Source organism: Streptomyces sp. NPDC026659 (genome assembly GCF_040638245.1).
Classification (GTDB): domain Bacteria; phylum Actinomycetota; class Actinomycetes; order Streptomycetales; family Streptomycetaceae; genus Streptomyces.
On record NZ_JBEZXY010000001.1, the window covers coordinates 515,575 to 531,097 of the forward strand.

The window sequence follows — 15,523 nt, forward strand, 5'->3', positions numbered from 1 at the left end:
CGTTCAGGCCGTTCGCAGGAAGTGGTCCAGGACGCGGACGCCGAAGTGCAGCGCGTCCACGGGCACCCGCTCGTCCACGCCGTGGAAGAGCGCCTGGTAGTCGAAGTCCTCGGGCAGCCGCAGCGGGGCGAAGCCGTAGCCCTTGATGCCGAGCCGGGAGAACTGCTTGGCGTCGGTGCCGCCGGACATGCAGTACGGCACGACGTGCGCGCCGGGCGCGAACTCCTCCACGGCGGCCCGCATCCGCGCGTAGATCGGCGCGTCCACCGGTGCCTGGAGGGCGACTTCGCGGTGGACGAAGTCCCAGTCCACGTCGGGGCCGGTGAGTTGGTCGAGGGTGGCGCGGAACTCGTCCTCGGTGCCGGGAAGGAAGCGGCCGTCGACGTGGGCGGACGCGTCGCCGGGGATGACGTTGACCTTGTAACCGGCGCCCAGCATGGTCGGGTTGGCGCTGTTGCGGACGGTCGCCTCGACCAGCTTGGCGGCCGGGCCGAGCTTGGTCAGGAGCAGATCGGCGTCGTCCGGGTCGTCCTCCAGGCCGTAGAGCGCGGCGAGTTCGGTGAGCGCGGCGCGGACCGTGGGGGTGATGCGGAGCGGCCACTCGTACTCGCCGATGCGGGTGACGGCGGCGGCCAGCCGGGTCACCGCGTTCTCCCGGTTCACCTTCGAGCCGTGCCCGGCGCGGCCGCGCGCGGTGAGCCGCAGCCAGCCGGTGCCGCGCTCCCCCGCCGCGACGGGGTAGATCTCGCGCCCGGTGCCGTCGTGGAAGGTGAAGGCACCGGACTCCCCGATGGCCTCCGTACAGCCCTCGAACAGCTCCGGGTGCGTGTCCGCGAGGAACCCGGCGCCGTCGACGGCACTGTCCTCCTCGTCGGCGGTGAACGCGATCACGATGTCCCGGCGCGGCCGTACGCCCTCCCGGGCCCAGGCGCGCGCGACCGCCAGGATCATCGCGTCCATGTTCTTCATGTCGACGGCGCCGCGCCCCCACACCACGCCGTCGCGGACCTCGCCCGAGAACGGGTCCACACTCCAGTCGGCGGCCTCGGCCGGCACCACGTCGAGGTGTCCGTGGACGAGGAGCGCGTCGGCGGACGGGTCGGTGCCCGCGATGCGGGCGACGACGTTGCCCCGCCCGGGCGTCCGCTCCAGCAGCACCGGTTCGAGCCCCGCCCCGGCCAGCCGCTCGGCCGCGTACTCCGCGGCGGGCCGCTCCCGGCAGTCCCCGCCGCCCCGGTTGGTGGTGTCGATCCGGATCAGCTCCGAGGTGAACGCGACCACCTCGTCCAGCGCCTGCTGGTCAGCCATACTGCTCCTCCACGGCGGACGAGGCGATCGTGGTGACCGCCTTGAACGTGCGAATGCCCTCGTACATGGTGTCGGCGGTGTACGCCACCTTGCGCTCCCCGATGCGGGTGACCCCGGGGACGACGGTGACGGCCAGCGCGAGATGCTCGGCGTCGAACTCGACGGCGACGGTGAACGGGCCCGCGTTCTGCGGCTCTTGACGCACCGCCAGCTCTGTCGCCTCCCTGGCGGCGGCCCGGATGTCGGCGGCGGTGCGGGCCGGGGTCCGGCAGACGGCCGCGTACCGCGACACGTGGTCCTTGACCGCCACCTTCAGCGCCTCGGGCGCATAGCCGAGCGCGTCCTCGCAGGCCAGGTCGTCTCCGGTGACGAGCACGACGGGGACGCCGTACTCGGCGGCGACGTGCGCGTTCAGCAGCCCCTCGCTCGCGCGGACGTCGTTCAGCCAGACGCCGGTGATCTGGTTGGCGAGGTAGGTGTGGGCGAGGACGCCCTCCATCCCCGCCCCCGTGTGGTACCCGACGAACGCGATCCCGTCCACGTCCCCGTGCTGCACGCCCTCCACCATGGACAGCGACTTGTGCCGCCCGGTGAGCATCTCCACCCGCTCGTCCAGGTCCTCGAGCAGCAGGTTCCGCATGGACCAATGGGCCTCGTTCACGAGCACCTCATCGGCACCCCCCTCGAAGAACCCCACCGCCGCCGCGTTCACGTCCGACGTGAACAACCCCCTGCACCGCTCCCACTGCGGCGTCCCCGGCAACACATCCCCCGGCCAGGTGACACCCGTCGCACCCTCCATGTCCGCACTGATGAGGATCTTCACCCGCAGTTCCGTCCTCTCCCACTCGCCACACCCGTCACAGCCCGTCTGCCCCCATTGTCGACAACGATCACGCCGCCGGGCGGCAGCACACGGGCGTGGCGGGTGTGCCGGAGGGCAGCGTGAGTGTATGCGGAGGTGGGGGGATTGATCACGGGGGTGGGCGGGGCGGATACGGAGAGCCCGCCAGGCGTGACGCCTGTGGTTGGTCTCCCCGTGCGGTGGGGCTTGAAAGGGGTGCCCCACCACATGGGGGACTGCTACGCCCCGGGTCGGCCCAACTGGTGGACGGTCCAGCCGGCCCTGCGCCAGGGGCCGGGATCCAGGACGGTGCGGCAGTCGACGAGGAGGGCGCCGGCCGGGAGGCCCACGAGAGCCTCGGGGCCGGCCTGCTGGTATTCGGGATCCTGGCCTCGATGTTGGTGCCGCTGTTCCTTGAGGCGCGTCCCGAACTGTCTGAACGCTCATGAGCCTCACGTTTCGAGGAGCCGAAGGCCGTTGAGCCAGACGGTGTACGGGTTGACTCGGCCGGGATAGCGGCGAAGCGTCTCGTCGAAGAAGGCTTGTCGGGTCGGCGCGGTCTGGAGCAGAGCCGTGATGTCGTCGAGGTACCGGCGGGTCTCGTCCATGTCCGAGGGTCGGTCGGGGCGGGTGTGGTCCTTGTGTCCGGCGACGACGGCGCCGGGCTTGAGGCCTGCCACGATGTCGAGAGCCTGGTGCCATGCCTCCGAGCCGCCGTTCGGGGTCTCGGCCAGGTACTGGTGGACGTTGTTGTAGACCACGTCACCGGCGACCACGAGGCCGAGCGAGGGGACGTGGAGAACCGTGGTGTCGTCCGTGTCGCTGTGGCCTGCCTCGACGGGGATCAGCTCGTGGCCCTCAAGGTCGAACCCGTCGGAGGGAGCGGCCTCGATCTGGATCTGGGCTGCGTTGTCGGCCAGCTCGTCGCCGAACAGTGCCGACCAGAGCGGATGGACTGATCCGTCGGCGACGGCGGCCCGAATCCGTTCGACCGTGGCGGGCGAGGAGAAGACCCGAGCCTCGGGGAACCGCTGGACCAGCTGGGTGGCGCCCAGCCAGTGATCGGCGTGCCAGTGGGTGATGCAGATGTGCGTGAGGGCGCGCCCGTGCGTCTCGATCCAGTCGCCGAGGGCGTCCGTCTGGGCGCGGGTGATGGGCGGATCGACGAGCGCCGCGGTCTGCCGGCCGTGGATGAGGGTGTGCGAGAGCGGCGACCAGTGGGGCGGATCGCCGTTCGGCAGGGCGTCGCCGCGAACCGGTGCGAGCCCGGAGACCAGGACGTCGTAGGAGAGTCCGCTGACGCTCATGCCTGGATCCCCAGGCTCGCGAGCGCCTCGATGGCGCCGGTGGTGAGAAAGAAGCGGGCGTACGGGGTGCCCGCGAAGTGATCGCCCATGAGCTGGGACCACAGCAATACCGAGCCGAGCGGCCGATGGCTGATGACGATGTGCTGGGCCTGTCCGGCGTCGTTGAACCGCACGGTCACCACGCTGCCGATCGGCCGGCCGTGCACGATCGAGGAATAGTCCTCGACGAAGCCGTTCTCGCCGTATGCCCCGACGTAGTTGAAGTCCTGGAAGTCGTAGAGGGTGCGCGCGAACGACAGGATCGTCCGGATCGCCTCGGCGCCCTCGACGATCCCGTTCAGGACCGATGCCTCCATCGTCGCGTCCTCGGCCAGATTGCCCAGCCAGGCGGGCGTGTAGTCGGTGCGGCGCTTCGTCTCGTCGCCGCTGCCCAAGTAGGTCGTCATGTTCGTCTCTCCTTGAGTCGTGGAACACGATGACAGAGGTAAAGACGCTATGCCTGCGTCAATCTATTCCCGTCCCGGGAGCCGCCGAGCATGCAGGTAGGCGGAGAGAAGCACCGGCGGCCCTGATTGCCGCGACAGAGGTTCGAATATGATGCCTCTGTGAATCAGTTGGCGCGTGCTCGTCTGCGACTGCCTGGCGCCACGGCACCGGGCGGGCTGGTTCTGGTGCAGGAGTTGATCAACACCTCGTCCCGCCCCGCTGCCGCGGATTCATCGATCGAGGATCTGCTCGCCTCCGAGGATGCGGCGAACCGATGGTTGCAGGCCGCGCTCGGCCAATGGTCGAGCGCCACCGGGCTTGAAGCTCCAGACCTCTCGCTCAGTCGGCGCGACCTGTCCGCACTACGACGCTTTCGGGAGTCGATCCGAACGCTGGCCGGGCATGGCGAAGCCGACACGGTCGTACTGGCGCCGGCACCAGTGGCCCTGGAGCTCGGCGCCGATGGCCGCATCGTCTACACGACCACAGCCGCCGGCTGGCGCGGGGTTGCGGCACTGGTGCTGACCGAGCTCCTCCTCGCCCAGCGCACGGGCGTTTGGCGGCGGCTGAAGGCCTGCGCCTACCCGAGTTGCGGCATCGCCTTCTACGACGCGAGCAACAACAACAGCCGGATCTGGCACGACGTCCGCACCTGCGGGAATCGGACCAATCTCGCCGCAGCCCGCCGACGGCGTCGGGGCGACACTCCCTAGGCTCGCCCCTGTGACGGGGGTGTCCGGGTATGGGCCAACGGCCCCTGTGTGCGGGGGCCATGACGCCCAGCGGATACGTGTGTGCCCCGCACATGGAGGGCGCCCCCATCGCTCCGCTGTCGGCGAACCCGGCTGGGCGTCGGCCTCCGGCACTGCTTGGCTGTCGGTATGGACATCTTGGTGCTGGGCGGAACAGCGTGGGTGGGCCGGGAGTTGTCGCGGCAGGCGATCGAGCGGGGCCATCGGGTGACCTGTCTCGCGCGCGGGGAGAGCGGCGAGGTCGCGGACGGGGCGGAGCTGGTGGTCGGCGACCGGCGCGACCCGGCGGCGTACGCACCGCTCCTGGACCGCGAGTGGGACGAGGTCGTGGAGGTCTCCTGGCAGCCGGGCTTCGTCCGGGAGTCGCTCGCCGCGCTGGGCGGCAGGGCCCGGCACTGGACCTACGTCTCCTCCGTCAGCGCGTACGCCTCCCACGACGTACCGGACGCGGACGAGTCCGCGCCCCTCCTGCCGCCGGCCGAGGGCGCCGAGGCCGACCGCGCGTCGTACGGCGAGGCGAAGGTCGCCTGCGAGCAGGCGTCGGCCGCCGCCGTGGGCGACCGCCTCCTGATCGCCCGCGCCGGTCTCATCGGCGGCCCCGGCGACCACACCGGACGCTCCGGCTACTGGGCCGCCCGCTCCGCCCGCGACCGGCAGGGCCCCCTGCTGATCCCCGACACCCCCACCATGCCGACCCAGGTGATCGACGTACGGGACCTCGTCGCATGGCTCCTCGACTCCGCCGAGTCCGGCGTCACCGGCACCTACAACGCCGTCGGCCCCGTCGTCCCCTTCACCGAGTGGCTGCATGTCGCCCGCACCGTCGCCGGGCACGTCGGCCCCCTGGTCCCCGCCGGTTCGGACTGGCTCCTCGCGAACGGCGTCGCGGAGTACATGGGCCCCGAGTCCCTCCCTCAGTGGCTGGCCTCCCCCGGGCACGACGGCTGGTCCACCCGGAACGGCAAAGCGGCGTACGCCACCGGTCTGCGCCACCGCACCCGCGCGGAACTCCTGCTCGACACCCTGGCCTGGGAACGCGAACAGGGCCTGGACCGCCCCAGGCGAGCGGGCCTCAGCGCGGAACGCGAGCGGGAGTTACTGGAGAAGCTGGGCGACGGGCTTGTCTGACTCCGGGAGGAGTGGCCTGAGTTGGCCCACGTGACCCCGCGCGGACGGGGCTACCGGTACGTGGGCCCTGCCGAGTTGAGGGCCGCGGTCCGGCCCGGCAGCGAAGGGCGCCGGATCGGCTCGGCCGCCGACTTCGGCGCCTGGGCCGCCGAGCAGTCCACGGCCGAACTCGCCGAGCCGTTCACCTTCGTGGTCGGGATGGACGGCGCGCTCCGCCTAGCGCCACGCCGGAGCGAGCATGTGGCGTGCGCGGGCGGAGATCCGGTGCTGGGCGCTGGAGAGATCGCGTTCGCCCAGGTGGCGGCGGCATGGGCCGCGACCTACGTCACCAACCACTCGACCGGCTACTGCCCGGACACCAGCTCCTGGCCGGCGGTGTCCGACGCCCTCGGCCGCGCGGGGCTCGCGCGCCCGGACGGCTTCACGCACGGGATCGTGTTCCGGCGCTGCCCCGGATGCCAGGAGCACAACATCGTGCGCGAGAACGACTTCGTCTGCGTCTTCTGCGGCGAAGACCTGCCCGAGACGTGGAACGTCGACCCGGTCGAGTCAGTCCGACCGCGTCACGAACGCACCAGCCACCAGGAGCCACCCGCCCCATGAACGGCCGCCCCGCCCGGCCGCTCGCGGACATCCGGGAGATCCATCCGCCCGAGAAGGAGGGCCTGGGCGTCCTCGCCATCGAGATCGTGCGGGCGGCCGCTGAACCCGGGTCGCTGACCCCGGGTCGCGCGTCTCCTCAGTCGGCCCCCACTCCGTACGCCGTCACCAGCGCCGCCACCCCCGTCGACATCGCCGCCGCCATGCAGAGAGCGGTGACGAGGAGCGCGCGGGGACGGGGCGGGGTGGGCAGGGGTGGGGTCGCGTGCAGTTCGGCCCAGTCGCGGGCGGCCTCCTTGGACTCACGGCGGCGGAGGACCACGGCACGGAACCGGACGGCTGTCGTCGTCACCGCGCCCGCCGCGAGGATCGCGGTGACCGGCCACCAGCCCTCCGTCAGGAGCAGCGTCACCGCCGATCCACCCAGCGTGGCCCAGCCCGTCAGGCACGCCGTCGCCGCCGTGCGGTGGGAGGTCGGGCGGTCGGCGCCCGCGCGGAGGGCGGCGTACGCGGGGACGTACCAGGCGGAGCCCGCCGCCGTCATGAGGGTGGCGCTCGCGCCCAGGACCAGGTGGGTCACGGCTCAGTGCACCGCCTCGATCGCGGCGATCTCCGGGTGGTGGAGGTCGAAGGCGGGGGATTCGCTGCGGATGCGAGGGAGGGAGGTGAAGTTGTGGCGCGGGGGCGGGCAGGAGGTCGCCCATTCCAGGGAGCGGCCGTAGCCCCAGGGGTCGTCGACGTCCACCGGCTCGCCGTACTTCGCGGTCTTCCAGACGTTGTAGAAGAAGGGCAGGACCGACAGGCCGAGGAGGAACGAGCCGATGGTCGAGAGGGTGTTCAGGGCGGTGAAGCCGTCGGCCGCGAGGTAGTCCGCGTAGCGGCGGGGCATGCCCTCGGCGCCCAGCCAGTGCTGGACCAGGAAGGTCGTGTGGAAGCCGACCGTGAGGGTCCAGAAGGTGATCCTGCCGAGGCGTTCGTCCAGCATCTTGCCGGTGAACTTGGGCCACCAGAAGTGGAAGCCGGCGAACATGGCGTACACGACCGTGCCGAAGACCGTGTAGTGGAAGTGGGCCACCACGAAGTACGAGTCGGAGAGGTGGAAGTCCATCGGGGGTGAGGCGAGGATGACACCGGTCAGGCCGCCGAAGACGAACGTGATCAGGAAGCCGGTGGTCCACAGCATCGGCGTCTCGAAGGACAGCGAGCCCTTCCACATGGTGCCGATCCAGTTGAAGAACTTGACCCCGGTGGGCACCGCGATCAGGAACGTCATGAAGGAGAAGAACGGGAGCAACACACCCCCGGTGACATACATGTGGTGCGCCCATACGGTCACCGAGAGGCCCGCGATGGCGATGGTGGCGGCCACCAGCCCCATGTAGCCGAACATGGGCTTGCGGGCGAACACCGGAATGATCTCCGAGACGATCCCGAAGAACGGCAGCGCCAGGATGTACACCTCGGGATGCCCGAAGAACCAGAACAGGTGCTGCCACAGCAGCGCCCCGCCGTTGGCCGCGTCGAAGACGTGTGAGCCGAACTTGCGGTCCATCTCCAGCGCGAAGAGCGCCGCCGCCAGCACCGGGAACACGATGAGGACCAGCAGCGCGGTCAGCAGCACGTTCCAGGTGAAGATCGGCATCCGGAACATCGTCATGCCGGGCGCACGCATGCAGATGATCGTGGTGATGAAGTTGACCGCGCCGAGGATGCTGCCGAACCCGGACAGGGCCACGCCCATGATCCACAGGTCGGCCCCCAGCCCCGGCGAGTGCACCGCGTCCGAGAGCGGGGCGTAGAGGAACCAGCCGAAGTCGGCCGCCCCGCCCGGGGTGAGGAAGCCGAACGCGGCGATGGAGGAGCCGAACAGGAACAGCCAGTAGGCCAGTATGTTCAGCCGGGGGAAGGCCACGTCCGGCGAGCCGATCTGCAATGGCATGAGCCAGTTCGCGAAGCCCGTGAACAGCGGCATCGCGAACATCAGCAGCATGATCGAGCCGTGCATCGTGAACGCCTGGTTGAACTGCTCGTTCGACATGATCTGGAGCCCGGGCCGGGCCAGTTCGGCCCGCATCAGCAGCGCCAGGACCCCGCCGACGATGAAGAACACGAGCGCGGAGACCAGATACAGCGTCCCGATCTTCTTGTGGTCGGTGGTCGTCAGCCACTCCACCCACGTCGGCCGCCCCGGCCTCCGCACGGCCACGCCGGACCCGCCGGACCCGCCGGCCTCCTCACGAACAGTCGGAGGTGTCCGCTCCGCGCTCGTCCCCTGATCGACCTGTGCCTCGTCCACCGGACGGTGCCTCCCCATCTGCTCTTGTGACGGTGGGGCCGGGGAGGCGCGTACGGGTGAGGGATGGGTACGGCGTCTCCCGGCCGCCGCCACATGATCGTCGCTGGGTACCCCCGGCCCGATAGGGGCGAACGGTCCCGGCCTCACCCAACGGCCGGGACCAACGGCACTGCGCCGATCGGCCCGGTCCTAACGCCCCGCCAGCACGAACCACCGCGCGGGCAGATCGATCCGCGTCCCGTCCGGGAAGTACTCCGTCTGCGGCAGGACCGTCTCCCCCGTGGCCAGAATCTCCAGCCCCGCTTCCCCCAGCAGCCGCGGGATCTCCTCGTCCGGCGCGTCGGCGGGCTTGAGGCGGTGGTGGAAGACGCGGCGCAGCTTGGGCGGCGGTCCGTCCGGACCGGCGGCCGCGCGCTGGAGCACCTCACGCGACTCCGAGGTCAGCTCGACCACGAACGCCCGCCCCGCGCTGCCGATCAGCTCGGCCACGGCGGCGGCGACGGCGGGCCGTGCCTCGGGCTCGCTCTGGTGGATGACGGCACGCATGTACACGTTGCTGTCCCCCAGCCGGGTGTGCAGTTCCCGCACCGCCGCCAAGTCCGTGAGGTCGAGCTGCTCGAACTCCACCGCGTCGTCCTTGGCGGCCCGGCGGGCGTGCTCGACGGCGGCGTGCGAGAGGTCGACGCCCACCGCGCGGGCGAACCGGGTGGCAAGATAGCGGGTCTGGGTGCCGTTGCCGCAGCCGAGGTCCACGATGACGCGGCCCAAGTCGGCGTGCGGCAGGAGGAGTTCGCTGTGCGGTCCGGCGGAGAGGGACGGGTCGGCGTCCCAGATGGCGGAGCCTCCCTCGTCGGGCGTCTCCTCCCAGTAACTCTCCCAATTGGAACGGTAGTTGTCGGACACGTTCATCGCGATCTCCCCAAGTCGGTGGCGTGCTCGGGATATCGCGCCCGCCGCCGCCCGGGCAAGAGGCCGGAAGACACCTTTACGGGATGCGCGACCGGTTTTACGGAATGTTACGAACGCCCGCCCAACCCCACCTCGAACCACACCGTCTTCCGGTGCCCGCTCCCGCTCGCGCCCCACTCCCGCGCCAGCCGGCTCACCACACGCAGCCCCCGCCCCTCCTCGTCCTCCGGCCCGGCGGCGAGCAGTCGGGGCAACTCCGGTTCCGCGTCGGTGACTTCGAAGAGCAGCGCGTCGGTGCGCACCACCCGCAGCCCGACCGAACCGCCCCCACCGTGCCGTACGGCGTTGGTGACGACCTCGCTGACGAGCAGCCGGGCCGTGTCGACGGCCTGCGGCAGCCCCCACTCCAGCAGCCGGTCGGCGACCAGCCGACGGGCGCGGGCCACCTCGCGCGGGTCGGCCTCCAGCTGCCACTCGGCCACATGGTCGTCGGGGATGCCGTTGAGCCGGGCCATCAGCAGAGCGACGTCGTCCTTGCGGCCGCCCCGGGTGTTGAGGGCGCGGATGATGGTGTCGCAGGCGGCGTCCATCGAGGCGGCGGGGTGCGCGGCGGACTCGCAGAGCGCGGCCAGGCCCTCCCCGATGTCGGTGCCGCGCACCTCGACCAGGCCGTCGGTGCACAGCACCAGCCGGTCGCCGGGCGCCACCCGGATCACATCGGCCTCGAAGGGCACCCCGCCCACGCCGATGGGCGCGCCGGTGGGCAGGTCGAGCAGGGTGCTGCTGCCGTCCTCCGCGCGGACCAGGACGGGCGGGATGTGTCCGGCGTTGGCGAGCTGGAGATCCCCGCGGATCGGGTCGTAGACGGCGTAGAGACAGGTGGCGAGGTAGTTCTCGCCGAGGCGCCGGGCCAAGTCGTCGAGGTTGCGCAGGAGTTGGGCGGGCGGGGTGGCCATCGCCGCCATGGTCTGGACGGCGGTGCGCAACTGGCCCATCATCGCGGCCGAGTTGAGGCCGTGGCCCATCACGTCGCCGACGACGAGGGCGGTGCGGGAGCCGGGCAGTTTGATGGTGTCGAACCAGTCGCCGCCGATCCGTCCGAGCCGGGTGCCCGGCAGATAGCGGGTGGCCACGTCGCACCCGGCCATGCGCGGGGTGACCTGCGGCAGCATGCTGTCCTGGAGGGTGTCGGCGACGTTCTCCTGGTAGGTGTACATGCGCGCGTTGTCGAGCACGAGCCCGGCGCGGGCGGCGAGTTCGGCGCCGGTGGTGCGGTCCATGTCGTCGAAGGCGGGCCGGTCCGGGCGGCGCATCAGCACCATGAACCCGAGGACGACGTTGCGGGCCTTGAGCGGGACGATCAGCAGGGAGCGGCCGCCGATGAGCGGCCTGAGGTCGCGCTTCTCGAACTCGCCGGAGATGCGCTCGGACAGTTCGTCGGTGACCCTCGGGATGAGCACCGGCTCGCCGGTGACCATGCACTTGTAGAACGGGGTGTGTTCGGGGAAGGCGAAGGACTCGCCGACCGGCACGGTGTCGTCCCAGCGGCCGGGTTCGTCGTTGTGCTCGACCCAGACGCGGTGCATGTCGGTGGTGGCGTCGGGCGGGCCGTCCGGGAAGCCCTCGCCCGCGAGCACGGCGGCGCGCAGATGCGTACCGGCGAAGTCCGCGAAGCGGGGTACGGCGGCGCTGGTGACCTCGCGGATGGTGGCGCCGAGGTCGAGGGAGGTGCCGATGGCCGAGCTGACCTCGTTGAGGAATTCCAGCCGCTCGCGTACGGCCGCGTACTCCAGGTCGTGTTCGGCTCCGGCGGGGATCACGGGTGCGCTGCGCCGGGCGGGGACAACGCTGTCAACGCGCACCCGGCCCGCCCTGCGCGGCACGCCCCAGTACGGGGTGACGGGCACCCGGTCCGACTGGCTGAACTCCAGGACGGGATAGCCGAGTTCGAGCACCTGGGAGACGATGCGGGCGCTGAGTCCCGGACCCATGCCGGGCAGGATCTCGGGGAGCCGGCGGGCCAGTTCGTCGGAGTCGGGGAGTTCGGTGTGGCGGGCGAAGCCGGGCGCGATGCGCTCGGTGGTCTCGTCCGCGTGGCCGCGCTCGGTGCGCAGCCGGGTCGCGTCGGCGGCGAGGACCAGCAGCCGGGAGGGGCCGGGGCCGACCAGCGGGTAGGCCCACCAGAGCACGTCGATCCGCCCGGCTTCGGCGGGGTCCCCGTTCTCCGCGTCCTTCGCGGGAGTCAGCCGCGCCCACCCCGACTTCGGATACCCCGTCCCGTCCCCGAGCAATACCTCCAGATCGGGTCCGAGCCCGTCGTACACCTCATCGATGTACGTGTCGTGGGCACCGGGGTCGCCGGGCGCCGGCGCCGCGTCCGGCAGATCGTCGGGCAGCGCCCCAGCGACCGGCAGGAGATCGGCCGCCGGACGGCCCACCGCCTCCTCGCGGCCGGGACCGAACAGTCGACGGGCCCCGCTGCTCCAGTGGGAGACCAGTCCGGCGCGGTCGACGACCACCACGGCCAGCGGGATCCGGCCCGGCGCGGTGTCATCGGCGCCGCGGCCGGGAGGTGTGTCCCGCTCGCTGGCACGGTCCATGACCCAGGCCCTTTCTCCCACGGCTGTCCGCAAACGATCTGTGCCGCCCGCCACTACCGTACGGGGGCGGCCGGTCGCGATGTGGGGAGATTCCTGGAATTGGTCGCCCCGCACCGGACCGGCCGGCCCCGCGCGCGCCCGGCGTGCGCTCCCCTCAGTCCTCGTGCCCCAGCTGGAGATCCCGCTCGGTACGCCCTCCGCCCGCGACCTGGAGGACCGTGGCGACCGGCGGATACCCGGCCGCGATCACCGTGTACTCCCCGGAGGACAGGTCCACGAACCGGAAGGTGCCGTCGGCGCCGGTCGTGAGCGTGTCGACCACGTTCCCGGCGGCGTCGAGGAGGGTCACCCGCGCGTCCTCCACGGCCCGTCCGCCGGTCGCCCGGACGGTGCCCTTGAGGACGGCGCCGCCCGCGAGTTCGACGTCCTGCCGGGTCTCGCGCGCGGCCTGGACGGAGACCGGGAGCGCGGCGGGGCGGAAGGCGGGGGCGCTCGCGGCGAGGGTGTACTCCCCCGCGACGAGTTCGGAGATGACGTAGCCCCCCTCGCGTCCGCTGCGGGTGGAGGCGACGACCTCGCCGTGGACGTTGGTGAGGGTGACGATGGCCTCGCGGACGGGGCTGCCGTCGGCGGTGACCACGCTTCCGGCGAGGCGTCCGGCGCCGCCGAGCACCACGTCGAGTTCGACGGGACGTTCGCCGACGGTGACGGAGACGGCCTGCGGCTGGTGGCCTCCGGCGGCGGCGATCAGGACGTACGGCCCGGGGCCCGGGGTGGCGAGCGCGTAGCGGCCGTCGTCGCCGCTCGCGCCCCGGCCGATCTGCTGTCCGGCGCCGTCGATCAGGGTGAGCGCCGCGCGCGGCACCACGGTCCCGTCGGGGTGCTGCACCGTGCCGCACACGGGGATTCCGGCGGCGTGCGGCGAACGCGCGTGCGGTACGGCGGAGTTGAGCGGCGCCGTCTCCGGCTCGGTGGCGGGGGCGTTGTGGGACACCAGCGGTTTCTCCTTGAGGAAGAAGGCGATGACGAGGCCGAGGACGAGCACCGGGACCAGGTAGAGGAAGATCCGGGGCATCGCGTCGGCGTAGGCGCGGATGTAGGCGTCGCGCAGGCCCGGGGGCAGCGCGTGGACGAGCTGCGGGGTGATGGACTGCGCGTCGGGGAGCCTGGCTCCGGCACCCGGCGGGAGGTCCTCGCGCAGGGCGTCGGTGAGCCGGTTGGCGAAGAGGGTGCCGAAGATGGCCGCGCCGACGCTGCCGCCGATCTGCCGGAAGTAGTTGTTGGCGCTGGTGGCGGTGCCGAGGTCGGCCGGGCGTACGGAGTTCTGGACGGCGAGGACGAGGACGGGCATGACCAGGCCGATGCCGGTGCCGAGGACGGCCATCCAGACGCTGTACTCCAGGCGGGAGGTGTCCACTTCGAGCAGCGAGAGCAGCCACATGCCGACCGCGGCGAGGGCGCTGCCGAGCAGCGGGTAGAGGCGGTAGCGGCCGGTGCGGCTGATGAGCTGGCCGCCGATGATGGAGGCGCCGACGATTCCGGCCATCATGGGCAGCATCAGCAGCCCGGACTCGGTGGCGCTGGCGCCGTCGACCATCTGGAGGAAGGTCGGCAGATAGCTGGCCGCGCCGAAGAGGGCGACGCCGATCACCAGGCCGACGAGTCCTGAGACGTTGAAGACGGAGTCCCTGAACAGCCGTAGCGGGATGAGGGGTTCGGCGGCGAAGCGCTCGGCGACGAGGAAGAGCGCGATCGAGGCGAGCGCGCCCGCGCCGAGTCCGAGGATCTGCCGGGAGCCCCAGGCGTACTCGGTTCCGCCCCAACTGGTCAGCAGCACCAGGCAGGTTGAGGCGGCGGCGAGCAGCAGGGCGCCGGGCACGTCGAGGCGGGCCCGTACGCGCGGGCGGGGCAGCTTCAGGACGACGGCGACGACGGCGAGGGTGACGAGGCCGAAGGGGATGTTGATGTAGAAGCACCAGCGCCACGAGAGGTGGTCGGTGAAGTAGCCGCCGAGCAGGGGGCCCGCGACGGAGGCGAGGCCGAACACGGCGCCGATCAGGCCCATGTAGCGGCCGCGCTGCCGGGGCGGCACGATGTCCGCGATGATCGCCTGCACGCCGATCATGAGGCCGCCCGCGCCGACGCCCTGGACGGCGCGGAAGGCGATCATCTGGTCCATGCTCTGGGCGCGTCCGGCGAGCGCGGAGCCGACGACGAAGACCACGATGGCGAAGAGGAAGACACCCTTGCGGCCGAAGAGGTCGCCGAGTTTGCCGTAGAGCGGCAGGCCGATGGTGGAGGTCAGCAGGTAGGCGGTGATCGCCCAGGACATCTTGTCCAGGCCGTGCAGCTCACCGACGATCTTCGGCAGCGCGGTGGCGACGATCATCTGGTCGAGTGCGGCGAGGAGCAGCGCGCACATCAGCCCGAGGAAGACCAGCCGCACCCGGCGCGGTCCGAGACCGAGGCCGGACCCGGGAGCCGGCGGTTCCGTGTCCGCCCGCTCGGCCGGGATCGGGATCGGGACCGTCGCGGCGACCCCCTCGTCCGGCTCGTCCCGCACCAGCGTCGTCCCGGCCACGTGACCGCTCCCCTCGTCGCACTTGTCGCACATTTCCCGCGTTACAGGACAACTGCGAACAAGTACGGCGAGTTACGGCCAAAGCTCGGGCGAAGCCGAGATCACCCGAACCGGTGAGGGGCACAACGCCCTTTCACCGGAAGGGGATTGAGGCGAGCGGGGTTACTTCTCCACCTGGGCGGCGAGGTTGTCGAGGATCGCGCCGTAGATCCGGCCGAGACCCTTGGGCGCGAAGGTGCGCTCGAAGAAGCCGCCGATGCCGCCGGCACCCTTCCAGGTGGTGGTCACGACGACGCGGGACTTGCCCTCGCCGGCCGGGGTGACCCGCCAGGTGGTGACCATGGTGGAGTTGCGGTCCTTCTCGACCAGTTCACCGTCGGTGGGCTCGCTGACCTCCATCAGGCAGTCGCGCACACGCTTGCTGGTGGCCTGGAGCTTCCAGTGCACGAGGCTGCCCTCGCCGTCGCCGCCCTCGCGCACCTCGTACTCGCTGAAGTGCTCGGGGAGCAGCTGGGGGCGGCCGTCGCGGTAGTCCGCGAGCGTGTCGAACACCGTCTCGGCGTCCGCCGCCACGATCCGTTCCGTAGTGGCCTCGACCTGCGCCATCGCTTTCCTCCACGACCTGGTTCCTGAGCTTCGGCCAAGCCAACCACCCGGGGGGCCGGGCACCCAAATCGGGGGCGGCCGAACCGGGCGCACGGGGGCTCACGCA

13 protein-coding genes are annotated in these 15,523 nt (G+C 71.4%); 3 read left to right on the forward strand and 10 right to left on the reverse strand.

The features are described 5' to 3' along the window. Positions 1-3: 3 nt before the first annotated feature. From AB0E91_RS02410 to AB0E91_RS02425, 4 genes are all read right to left on the reverse strand, one after another. Positions 4-1,308: a M20/M25/M40 family metallo-hydrolase gene (locus AB0E91_RS02410; RefSeq protein ID WP_361773886.1), complete on the reverse strand. Its 1,305-nt coding sequence runs from the start codon at positions 1,306-1,308 to the stop codon at positions 4-6. Continuing rightward, positions 1,301-2,134 (reverse strand): M55 family metallopeptidase, encoded by an 834-nt coding sequence (locus tag AB0E91_RS02415; protein ID WP_361773889.1) that lies wholly within the window; start codon positions 2,132-2,134, stop codon positions 1,301-1,303. The genes AB0E91_RS02410 and AB0E91_RS02415 overlap by 8 nt, the downstream gene beginning before the upstream one ends. Positions 2,135-2,604: 470 nt before the next feature. Then, positions 2,605-3,459 (reverse strand): MBL fold metallo-hydrolase, encoded by an 855-nt coding sequence (locus AB0E91_RS02420; RefSeq protein ID WP_361773892.1) that lies wholly within the window; start codon positions 3,457-3,459, stop codon positions 2,605-2,607. Next, a complete protein-coding gene (locus AB0E91_RS02425) occupies positions 3,456-3,905 on the reverse strand; it encodes a hypothetical protein (RefSeq protein WP_361773895.1) in 450 nt (149 codons plus the stop codon). The genes AB0E91_RS02420 and AB0E91_RS02425 overlap by 4 nt, the downstream gene beginning before the upstream one ends. Positions 3,906-4,064: 159 nt before the next feature. Here AB0E91_RS02425 and AB0E91_RS02430 point away from each other — a divergent pair, with 159 nt between their 5' ends. The 3 genes from AB0E91_RS02430 (at position 4,065) to AB0E91_RS02440 (ending at position 6,428) form a co-directional block, all read left to right on the forward strand. Then, positions 4,065-4,658 (forward strand): CGNR zinc finger domain-containing protein, encoded by a 594-nt coding sequence (locus AB0E91_RS02430; protein ID WP_361773898.1) that lies wholly within the window; start codon positions 4,065-4,067, stop codon positions 4,656-4,658. Between the two features lie 168 nt (positions 4,659-4,826). Beyond that, positions 4,827-5,825 carry an NAD-dependent epimerase/dehydratase family protein gene (locus tag AB0E91_RS02435; protein ID WP_361773901.1) on the forward strand — a complete coding sequence of 333 codons (999 nt, stop codon included), beginning with the start codon at positions 4,827-4,829 and terminating at the stop codon, positions 5,823-5,825. 30 nt (positions 5,826-5,855) lie between these two features. After that, positions 5,856-6,428: a hypothetical protein gene (locus AB0E91_RS02440; RefSeq protein WP_361775132.1), complete on the forward strand. Its 573-nt coding sequence runs from the start codon at positions 5,856-5,858 to the stop codon at positions 6,426-6,428. 136 nt (positions 6,429-6,564) lie between these two features. Here the strand turns inward: AB0E91_RS02440 and AB0E91_RS02445 are convergent, their stop codons facing one another. From AB0E91_RS02445 to AB0E91_RS02470, 6 genes are all read right to left on the reverse strand, one after another. Next, positions 6,565-7,005, reverse strand: coding sequence for a hypothetical protein (locus tag AB0E91_RS02445; RefSeq protein ID WP_361773904.1), 441 nt, complete (start codon positions 7,003-7,005; stop codon positions 6,565-6,567). A 3-nt stretch (positions 7,006-7,008) separates the two neighbouring features. Further along, positions 7,009-8,739, reverse strand: a complete 1,731-nt coding sequence (gene ctaD, locus AB0E91_RS02450; protein ID WP_361773907.1) for a cytochrome c oxidase subunit I — start codon at positions 8,737-8,739, stop codon at positions 7,009-7,011. Between the two features lie 171 nt (positions 8,740-8,910). Beyond that, a complete protein-coding gene (locus AB0E91_RS02455) occupies positions 8,911-9,630 on the reverse strand; it encodes a class I SAM-dependent methyltransferase (RefSeq protein WP_361773910.1) in 720 nt (239 codons plus the stop codon). Between the two features lie 107 nt (positions 9,631-9,737). Further along, on the reverse strand, positions 9,738-12,230 hold the full coding sequence (locus AB0E91_RS02460; RefSeq protein ID WP_361773913.1) for a SpoIIE family protein phosphatase: 2,493 nt from the start codon (positions 12,228-12,230) through the stop codon (positions 9,738-9,740). A 154-nt stretch (positions 12,231-12,384) separates the two neighbouring features. Further along, positions 12,385-14,745 carry an MFS transporter gene (locus tag AB0E91_RS02465; protein WP_361775135.1) on the reverse strand — a complete coding sequence of 787 codons (2,361 nt, stop codon included), beginning with the start codon at positions 14,743-14,745 and terminating at the stop codon, positions 12,385-12,387. 228 nt (positions 14,746-14,973) lie between these two features. Continuing rightward, positions 14,974-15,417 (reverse strand): SRPBCC family protein, encoded by a 444-nt coding sequence (locus AB0E91_RS02470; RefSeq protein WP_361773916.1) that lies wholly within the window; start codon positions 15,415-15,417, stop codon positions 14,974-14,976. Positions 15,418-15,523: the final 106 nt, after the last annotated feature.

Coding starts and splice junctions, on each gene's coding strand:
- AB0E91_RS02435 (WP_361773901.1), top strand. CDS start 4,827: ATGGACATCTTGGTGCTGGGCGGAACAGCGTGGGTGGGCCGGGAGTTG.
- AB0E91_RS02420 (WP_361773892.1), bottom strand. CDS start 3,459: ATGAGCGTCAGCGGACTCTCCTACGACGTCCTGGTCTCCGGGCTCGCA.
- AB0E91_RS02410 (WP_361773886.1), bottom strand. CDS start 1,308: ATGGCTGACCAGCAGGCGCTGGACGAGGTGGTCGCGTTCACCTCGGAG.
- AB0E91_RS02455 (WP_361773910.1), bottom strand. CDS start 9,630: ATGAACGTGTCCGACAACTACCGTTCCAATTGGGAGAGTTACTGGGAG.
- AB0E91_RS02460 (WP_361773913.1), bottom strand. CDS start 12,230: ATGGACCGTGCCAGCGAGCGGGACACACCTCCCGGCCGCGGCGCCGAT.
- ctaD (WP_361773907.1), bottom strand. CDS start 8,739: ATGGGGAGGCACCGTCCGGTGGACGAGGCACAGGTCGATCAGGGGACG.
- AB0E91_RS02470 (WP_361773916.1), bottom strand. CDS start 15,417: ATGGCGCAGGTCGAGGCCACTACGGAACGGATCGTGGCGGCGGACGCC.
- AB0E91_RS02425 (WP_361773895.1), bottom strand. CDS start 3,905: ATGACGACCTACTTGGGCAGCGGCGACGAGACGAAGCGCCGCACCGAC.